We start from the raw sequence: 8,920 nt of genomic DNA, 5'->3' as shown, positions 1-8,920 counted from the left end.
GCACATTGGCCTGTGCACGATGTGGGGCACCGAACATAGACATACGTGCAAAGGCGCGGGGTGTGGAAAAGGGCGACACAGCGGCCGCCCTTGTTCAATAATTGTGCGTGCCGTGGCTTATTCGTCCACGCTCAGCGCGACAAAACGTGGCTCGCCGGCGCGACGCACAAGCAACAGCACAGTCTTGCGACCTGCTTCACGCGCCTGTTCCGCACGAGCACTCAAGTCAGCCGGTGAGGCAACGGGCTCTTGGCCCGCTTCGACGATCACATCACCCGCCCGAAGGCCTTTGGTGTATGCTTCTGATGTCTCGTCCACGGCCATAACCGCCAAGCCATTTGTGCCAGCGGCCACACCGAGTTGTTCACGTGTCTCATCGGTCAACGGCGCAACCGTCAAACCGAACAGCTCTGTGTCTTCAACCACAGCTGGCGCATCTTCTTCGGATGTCGGGAAAGCGACTTTTTCTGCCTCTTCGCGACGTCCCAGTGTCACCATAAGCGTTTTGGTTTTGCCATCACGGAACACCACAACGCGAACCGCTTTGCCAACTTCGGCTTCACCAACAGTGCGCACCAAAGCGTTGGCATCTTCGACATCTTTGCCGTCGAAAGACACAATCACATCGCCCGCTTCAATGCCCGCCTCTTTTGATGGACCTTCTGGCACATCAGTGATCAAGGCACCGGATGCAGAATCCAGGCCCATTGCTTCTGCGACATCGTCGCTGACGTTTTGAATTTTGACACCCAACCAACCACGGCGTGTTTCACCAAATTCGATCAATTGATCTGTTACGCGCGTCACAACATTGGACGCCATGGAAAACCCGATACCGATGGAGCCGCCATTTGGTGACAAAATCGCGGTATTCACGCCGATCACTTCGCCGTCCATGTTGAACAATGGACCGCCAGAGTTACCACGGTTGATCGCAGCATCTGTTTGAATGTAGTCGTCATAGGCGCCTTGCAGGGCACGGCCTCGTTGCGACACGATACCTGCGGAAATTGAGAATCCTTGGCCAAGCGGGTTACCCATGGCCATCACCCAATCGCCCATGCGCGCCACATCACTGTCGCCAAAGGCTACGAAAACAAGTGGTTTGTCGCTTTCAACCTTAAGCACTGCGATGTCGGTTTTTGGGTCGGTTCCGACCAAAGTCGCTGGCAAGGTGAAGCCTTCGAAGAACTCGATCTCGATCTCGTCGGCGCCTTCAATCACGTGGTTGTTGGTGACAATGTAGCCATCTTCCGAAATCACAAATCCCGATCCCAAGGCTTGGCTTCGGCGCGGAGCTCTGTTGCCCCCCTGCCCACCACGATCTGAAAATTCTCTAAAGAAGTCTTCGAACGGCGACCCTTCGGGCACCAGTGGGCTGTTGTCGGCAGACGCCTCAACAATGGTTGTTGTTGTGATGTTCACGACGGCAGGGCTCACCGCTTCGGCCAGATCAGCAAAGCTTTCCGGAGCACCACGTGCATCGGCAGTGATCGTTTGAAGCAGCAAAGCAAACGCGCCGATCAGCGCGACGAAAAGCAGCCGAAACTTTGAGTTTTGGGTTTCATTTGAAAATGGAATGACATTTGTCATGGTCATAGGACTCTTTCCTCTTGAATTCATGCGAGCATCAGCAGTCGCGCCACGCCTAGTGTAATCTATGGGTAAATATATGTATCAATCTGTGCAACTCAACGTCAGTCGCTTTCAGTCAACAGCATGTGATCACTGCGTGAAAGATAAAAGCGGGAATTGTGGCAAACATTCCCCTAAGCGCGTTTACAAGTCGTTGAAATTGGCGGGCAAACGCCCGTGTCGCGCATAGAAAAAGGGCCCGTGCATGCACAGGCCCTTTGAAATCATTTTGCAGTCAGATCACTTGCCCGTAGAGGATTTCAAATAATCAAAGAACTCTGAGTCCGGTGAGATCACCATCGTGGTTGTGTCCCCACCAAGGCCGACACGGTACGCGTTGAGCGAGCGGTAGAATTCAAAGAACTCTGGGTCCGCGCCAAAGGCATCCGCAAAGATACGGTTGCGCTCAGCATCTGCTTCACCGCGGGCGATTTCGGCCTGACGACGCGCTGCAGATTCAAGTTCCACAACGGTACGATCCGCTTGAGCCCGCACACGCTGCGCAGCCTCTTCACCACGCGCACGCTCGTCTGCCGCTTCACGTTCACGTTCTGCACGCATCCGCGCAAATGTGGCGTCCAAGTTTTTCTCAGGCAAGTTGGTTTGCTTGAGACGCACATCCAAGATGTCGACGCCCAATTGGTCGGCGCGCGCATCAGCTTGTTCGGTGATTTGATCCATCAACACAGTCCGCTCGGAAGACAAGATTGTGTTGGATGTCACACCATCCGCACCCAAAACAGCACGAATACGGTCGATCAAGATCCCTTCAAGATCGCTTTCCGCTTTGCGCATACCACCAGTGGACACGGCGCGTTTGAATTTCACCACATCAACGATACGGTAACGCGCAAAGGCATCTACCACGAGGCGACGATCATCGGATGGCGTCACTTCGGTTTCAGCTGTTTCAAGCGACAAAATGCGGTCGTCGTAGTATTCGACATTCTGAATCACTGGGATTTTAAAGGCCAAACCTGGCTCTTCTTTGACAGCTTTAATTTGACCAAACTGAATGACCAAAGCTTTTTGGCGTTCATCAACGATGAACACGGAAGACAGGAGAACAACGACGACAACGATCAAGCCGATAAAGATAAATGGAAGCTTATTCATTAGTTTGTCCCCCCTGATTTCTTGAGCTCATTGAGCGGCAAATATGGCACGACGCCAGAACCGCCACTGTTTTCATCCAAGATGATTTTGTCAGTTTGGCTGTAAACTTCTTCGATTGTTTCCAAGTAAAGACGCTTGCGTGTCACATCAGGTGCGTTCTGGTACTCGCCCAAAACAGCTGTGAAACGTGACGCCTCACCCTGTGCTTCGTTGACGACACGCGCTCGGTAACCTTCGGCTTCTTCCAAGATCTGCGCAGAAGCACCACGTGCACCCGCGACAACTGTATTGGCGTAAGCATCCGCTTGTCGTTCCAAACGGTCACGGTCTTGTTCCGCGCCTTGCACTTCGCGGAATGACTGGATCACTTCCGCAGGTGGATCGGCTTTGTCGAGGTTGACACGAACGACCGTGATCCCTGAATCCAAACCATCCAATGTGGACTGGATCAACGTCTTTGCCGTATCAGAAATCAGACCACGATCACGGTTGAGAATGGGTGACAATCTGGACGACGCAATGATTTCACGCATTGAGGATTCAGACACAGCACGCACGGTGCCGCGTGGATCCGCTAAGTTGAACAGGTATTTCGAGGAATCGTTGATGTTCCAAACCACTTGGAAATCGATGTCGACGATGTTTTCATCGGTGGTCAGCATCAAGCCGTTGTCACCAGATCCTGCAACACCAATGCTTTCAGAGCGCTGGCCGGTCACGTTGACCTTTTCGTATGTCACGAAAGGCCAAGGCGCAAAGCGCAAGCCCTCTGTGGTGGTGCGGTGATATTGGCCCAAGAACAGCTCAACACCGTTTTGTTCCGTTTGCACCGTGTAAACTGAGCTGACAAGCCAAACACCAACGGCACCCAAAAGGCCAAGCCCGATCATCCCTTTAGGGATGCCGCCGCCGCCACCTGAGTTGCGCGGAGACGCGCCATTGCCGCCCCCTTTGCCGCCCATCAAAACCTTGAGATACTCGTTGCCCTTGTTGAGCATTTGGTCGATCTCAGGAATTTGAGGTTGATTGCCACCGCCAGGACGGCGGTTGCCGCCGGAGGTGTCTTTGTCATCATTCGAAGGCCCGTTGCCGCGGTTTCCACCGCCACCCGATCCCCATGGTCCGCCGTTATTGCTGGCCATTTAGGTCTGTTCCTCTCTCAAAAACATTTGGCTGCGCCCCTGTCGGAACGCCAAGCCAAGGCTTGTGCATAAGGTGTTCTTTTTGGTCGCGACTTTCAAGGGCTGCGCGCGTCAGCGCAGCCCAAATGTGTGTTTTTCCACATGTTTTCTTATCGCGTTGGCCTCTGACGCCTATTTATGGACGCGAACAGGCGCTTTCATCAGTACAATTTCTTCTGCCATTGTTGGGTGTACAGCAACGGTGGCGTCGAAATCTTCTTTGGTCGCGCCCATTTTCACGGCAACGCCCGCAAGTTGAATCATTTCACCTGCGTGCGGCGCGATGATGTGACAGCCCAAGACTTTGCGCGTCTCTGTGCAGACGATCAATTTGAACATCACCCGTTCGTCTTTGCCGATAAACGCGTTTTGCATGGGGCGGAAAGCGGCGGAATAAACCTCAACGGGGCGTTCCTCGCGCGCTTGCTCTTCGGTCATGCCAACCGCGCCGTATTCTGGCTGGGTAAAGATGGCGGACGGCACGTTGGCGTGATCCGGTTTCATCGGATTGCCTTGGAACACGGTCTCGTGGAACGCCACAGCTTCGCGGATGGCAACAGGTGTCAGCTGAATACGATTGGTGACATCGCCCACAGCATAGATCGACGGAATGTTGGTCTGGCTGTAGTCATCCACCACAACTTCGCCAGCGCGGCCCTGTTTGACGCCAACCTCTTCAAGGCCAAGCCCTGCAACATTCGGCGTGCGCCCAGTCGCGTAGAGCACCACATCAAACACTTTGGTGTTGCCGTCCGTAGATGTCACATGCAAGCCATCATCTTGTTTAGCGATGCTTTCAACGTCAGTGCCCGTGTGCAAATGAACGCCTTGGTCTTTGATCACTTCGGCGATATGGCCGCGTGCTTCATCATCAAAACCGCGCAAGATCTGTGCGCCGCGGTAATATTGCGACGTTTCAGCGCCCAGACCATTAAAGATACAAGCGAACTCAGACGCGATATAGCCACCGCCAACGATCAAGATACGTTTTGGCAATTCAGGGATGTCGAAAATTTCGTTTGATGTGATCGCATGCTCAATACCTGGCACATTTTGTGGCACAAACGGCGTGCCGCCTGTAGCGATCAAGATGTGTTTCGCAGTCACTTCCTTGCCATCAGCCAAGACAACTGTGTGCGCGTCTTTGACAGTGGCGCGTTGGTGAAAAATTTCCACGCCCGCGTTGCCTGCATTCTTGGTGTAGATGGCTTCCAAACGAGACAATTCGGTCTTCAAACGGGTCTGAAACGATTCCCAATTGAAATCGCCAATGGAAATATCCCAACCATATTCAGAGGCCTCTTTTGCCGCTTCTGAGTACTGCGACGCAAAGACCATCAGCTTTTTGGGCACACAGCCACGGATCACACAGGTGCCGCCCATGCGGAATTCTTCCGCCAAGGCCGCTTTCGCGCCCCCTGCTGCGGTAAGCCGCGCCGCACGCACGCCACCAGAGCCACCGCCAATTACGAAGAGATCAAAGTCAAAAGCCATCTGTCGTCACCCAATTTGGAATATTTCTAAATCTGTGGCGATTGTAGTCATACGATGCACAAAACAAAACCCCGCAGCATGCATTGCGGCGTAACTTTTCGTGAACAGCCCACGCGTGTCGCGCAAGACTACAGATCGGTAAAAATGTTTTTCCCGCCCAGCGCCATATCTTCGGCTGCAGCTGGATCATGGATCCCCTGCGCGTCGACATGCCCATCGCCATGGCCAATGAGAACCAGATCGCAGGTATCGATGAACAAACCGTTCTCCACAACGCCTGGCAATTGGTTCAAAGCAAGCGCAAGTTGGCGCGCATGGCCAATACGTTGCACATGCAAATCAATGATATGATTGCCTTCATCCGTCTTGAACAGCGCGTCCCCGTTGCGGCGCAACGTTGTCTTACGCCCCGCAACATCCATCGACACAAGCGTTTCCTCAATCAGCGCGCGCGTGCTTTGCAGGCCAAACGGGATCACTTCGACGGGCAAAGGAAACGCGCCCAAAGTGTCGACTTGTTTGGAGACATCAGAGATCACAATCATCTGGTCCGACGCAGTGGCCACGATTTTTTCGTGCAAAAGCGCGCCTCCGCCACCCTTGATCAGGTTCAACTCAGCATCAAATTCGTCTGCCCCATCAATGGTCAAATCCAGCCATTGCGCCTCATCAAGCGTGGTCAGCGCAAGGCCTTGGGCATGCGCCAAATCTGCGGTGCGCTTGGAGGTTGGCACACACAGGATGTGCAAATTATCCTGACGCACTTTTTGCCCCAACAATCGCACCATCCAATCGGCGGTTGACCCTGTGCCAAGCCCCACCTTCATACCATTTTGTACAAACTCAACGGCACGTCTTGCGGCCGCATATTTGGCGGTATCAATTGGCGACAACCCGCGAGAAGAAACAGTGTCAGGCATCAGGCAGATTTCCTTAAACAAACGTCGCTGCCCCAAGCCCAAAGGCGACACGGCAGAAGCGGTCTCATACAATCAAGCGTATCGCCTTGCGTTGCATGGCGAAAGGCTGGGCGTGTCGTTACGGTAAAGGACAGCATCACTTTTGGTCAAACGTCTTGAATCTTAGGCATCCAAGCACACATGTATCTGACTTTCACTGCGGCGCGCTGTTGTGAGCCATGTTTACAATGGCAGATGTAGCTAAAGCGCTGTTCCAACGGACATCCCCCCTGTGCCCCTTTTTAAATCCAGCACTCTGAAATACGTTCACCTCGTCCTTGGCTGGGTCTGTGTGTTGCTGGGCGTGATTGGCGCGATCTTGCCTTTGCTGCCCACCACTGTCTTTTTCATTTTGGCCGCGTTCTTTTTCACCAAAGGCTCGCCAAGGTTGCGGCATTGGCTTGTGTCCCACCCAACCCTCGGCCCGCCTATTCACAGTTGGGAAGAAACCGGCAGCATCGCACCGCGCATCAAGCTCATCGCCATCGGCATGATGGGCGCAACCTTGACCGCATCCTTGGTGTTCGGCCTGCCTGCGAAAGTGATTGTCATTCAATCCCTGTGCATGGGTGCAGCTGCCTTGTACATTTTAACACGTCCCAACGCGTAAGCGCGGGCTTGCGCAAACGCACTGCGTCGTTCTAATGGCGCCATGAACAACGATCGACCCCTGCTTGGCATCTTTTGCATGCTCGCATTCACCGCCCTTGCACCCATCATGGATGCAAGCGCCAAACTTGCGGGCGACTTTCACGCAACAGGTCAAATCGCTGTCGCACGTTATGCGGTGCAAGGCGCCATTGTATTTTCCTTGGCACTGGTGCTTGGCGCAAAATGGGATTTCACCCGCCGCGACTGGGGGCTTTTGCTGTTGCGGGCGGTGTTCACCTTGGGCTCGACACTCACATTCGTCGCAGCCATCCGCATCATGCCCTTGGCCGATGCCTTGGCCATCGTTTTTGTCGAACCCTTTATCTTGATGCTCATGGGATGGTTCTTTTTGGGCGAAAGCGTGGGACCACGTCGAATCATCGCCTCAGGCGTCGGCTTTCTTGGCGCGCTGATTGTTGTGCGCCCCGGCGTGATGTCTTTTGGCTTCGTCGCCCTGCTGCCTTTGGTGACGGGCTTTTGCTTTGCAGCCTATATGCTTGTCACGCGCTCGCTGCGCAGACACCCGCCGCTGGAGCTTCAAGCCGCCACCTCTGGATTGGCACTCATAATGTCGGCACCGCTTTTGATTGTGTTCGAAGGCAGTGGCACCCTGTTTGATGCCTCTATGCCAGTCGGCAACTCGTGGGTCTTTTTGCTCGGCGTCGGAATGATCGCCACCGTGTCACATTTGTTTTTGACCTTCGCCTTACGCATAGCGCCATCGGCCACAGTCGCACCACTTTCTTACGCAGAAATGGCCTTTGCCACAGTCATTGGATTGTTGATTTTCGGCGACTTCCCCGAACCCACCACATGGCTCGGCGTGGCGCTTATTATTGGCTCTGGGCTTTACGTGATTCACCGCGAACGCATCAACGCGCGCGCAGAATTGACCATACCTAGGACATCTTAGAAGTTGGTGGTCTACCCGAGATCCAGATCCAAAGCATCCAACAAATTTGGCAGCGCCTCGCTGGGCAGAATCAACAGCATGCCATCGCCATGAAGCGTAAGCTCCACACGCGTCGCACTTGCCTCATTTGAGGTGCCGATCAATCCGCCACCCGCAAAAGGGATGTCGTCAATCGGCCAGCGCAATCCCGTGCTGGTACCCGTCACAGGCTTGAACGGAAACAGGGAAACCCGTGTTCCGATCTCAAGTTCAAGCACCAAATGACGCGGTGCGTGGATGCATATGTCAGTCTTGCCGACAATGATGCAGCACTTGTGGGGATTGCGTATCAGACTGTTATACACCGCCAGCTCGTGATCAATCCGCGCGCCCATAAAGCCAACACCAAAAATGATTGGCGCCTCGACGCGCGACAAGCATTTCTCAAAATCAGTGCTGTTTTGCTCGGCAATATGGTGCAAGATTTCACGCGGCAATCGCGCGCGCGCCACCTCAGACACACTGTCAAAATCGCCGATGACCGCGTCTGGGACATGACCCAAATCAAGCGCCGTGTCCGCAGCCCCGTCAGCTGCAACCAGTTTCGGCGCACGTTTTAGCGTTTGCGCCAAGATGTCTGCATCAACTGTTCCACCCCCCAAAAGAGTGACGCCGTTTGAACTGGATAAGATCGTTTCTATCATGCCCGCACCCTGCCTTATTTGCCGTTCAGCCACAATTAGAACACGAAAAAATCACGCTCTTTTCTCAGTTTGGCTCTGAATTAAGACTTGTTTAAGACCGAAAACCAAAAGGCTGAAGAACGAAGAAGGTGAGTGTGCAATGGCAAACAATAACAAAGCTCTGACAGTCTCTTACGGGATGTTGTCTTGCACTTTTAAAGGTTTCGATGATCCCATGTCCGCCATGCGCGACATCATCAATCACTTCAAAGATGTTGGCACAGACGCGCCACCCTATGGTTTTGAGGT

General features: G+C 53.7%; 8 protein-coding genes. 2 read left to right on the top strand and 6 right to left on the bottom strand.

Annotation, left to right across the window (positions count from 1 at the left end):
• Positions 1-117: 117 nt before the first annotated feature.
• The 5 genes from ABF287_RS13545 to rpiA all read right to left on the bottom strand — a co-directional run bounded on the left by ABF287_RS13545 (position 118) and on the right by rpiA (position 6,346).
• The gene (locus tag ABF287_RS13545) at positions 118-1,593 is read right to left on the bottom strand and encodes a Do family serine endopeptidase (protein WP_347185532.1); all 1,476 of its coding nucleotides are present in this window, start codon (positions 1,591-1,593) and stop codon (positions 118-120) included.
• Positions 1,594-1,875: 282 nt separating this feature from the next.
• Positions 1,876-2,751: a protease modulator HflC gene (locus ABF287_RS13540; RefSeq protein WP_347185531.1), complete on the bottom strand. Its 876-nt coding sequence runs from the start codon at positions 2,749-2,751 to the stop codon at positions 1,876-1,878.
• Positions 2,751-3,893, bottom strand: a complete 1,143-nt coding sequence (gene hflK, locus ABF287_RS13535; protein ID WP_347185530.1) for an FtsH protease activity modulator HflK — start codon at positions 3,891-3,893, stop codon at positions 2,751-2,753. Before hflK ends, ABF287_RS13540 begins: the two co-directional genes overlap by 1 nt.
• Positions 3,894-4,064: 171 nt before the next feature.
• Positions 4,065-5,426 (bottom strand): glutathione-disulfide reductase, encoded by a 1,362-nt coding sequence (gene gor, locus ABF287_RS13530; RefSeq protein ID WP_347185529.1) that lies wholly within the window; start codon positions 5,424-5,426, stop codon positions 4,065-4,067.
• Between the two features lie 128 nt (positions 5,427-5,554).
• Positions 5,555-6,346, bottom strand: a complete 792-nt coding sequence (gene rpiA, locus ABF287_RS13525; RefSeq protein WP_347185528.1) for a ribose-5-phosphate isomerase RpiA — start codon at positions 6,344-6,346, stop codon at positions 5,555-5,557.
• Positions 6,347-6,617: 271 nt separating this feature from the next.
• On the opposite strand from rpiA, the gene ABF287_RS13520 reads away from it, so the two are divergent.
• Both ABF287_RS13520 and ABF287_RS13515 read left to right on the top strand, forming a co-directional pair.
• Entirely contained in the window at positions 6,618-6,995 is a 378-nt protein-coding gene (locus tag ABF287_RS13520) for a YbaN family protein (RefSeq protein ID WP_347185527.1), read from the top strand.
• A gap of 42 nt (positions 6,996-7,037) precedes the next feature.
• Positions 7,038-7,949 carry a DMT family transporter gene (locus ABF287_RS13515; RefSeq protein ID WP_347185526.1) on the top strand — a complete coding sequence of 304 codons (912 nt, stop codon included), beginning with the start codon at positions 7,038-7,040 and terminating at the stop codon, positions 7,947-7,949.
• A gap of 11 nt (positions 7,950-7,960) precedes the next feature.
• On the opposite strand, the gene ABF287_RS13510 is transcribed toward ABF287_RS13515, so the two are convergent.
• Complete coding sequence (locus ABF287_RS13510) at positions 7,961-8,632, bottom strand: thiamine diphosphokinase (protein WP_347185525.1); 672 nt, start codon at positions 8,630-8,632, stop codon at positions 7,961-7,963.
• Positions 8,633-8,920 lie beyond the last annotated feature (288 nt).

It is taken from the genome of Pacificibacter sp. (genome assembly GCF_039769035.1).
Taxonomy (GTDB): Bacteria; Pseudomonadota; Alphaproteobacteria; order Rhodobacterales; family Rhodobacteraceae; genus Celeribacter.
The sequence above is the reverse complement of the archived record's forward strand: the minus strand, read 5'-3'. Positions and strand labels throughout refer to the sequence as shown.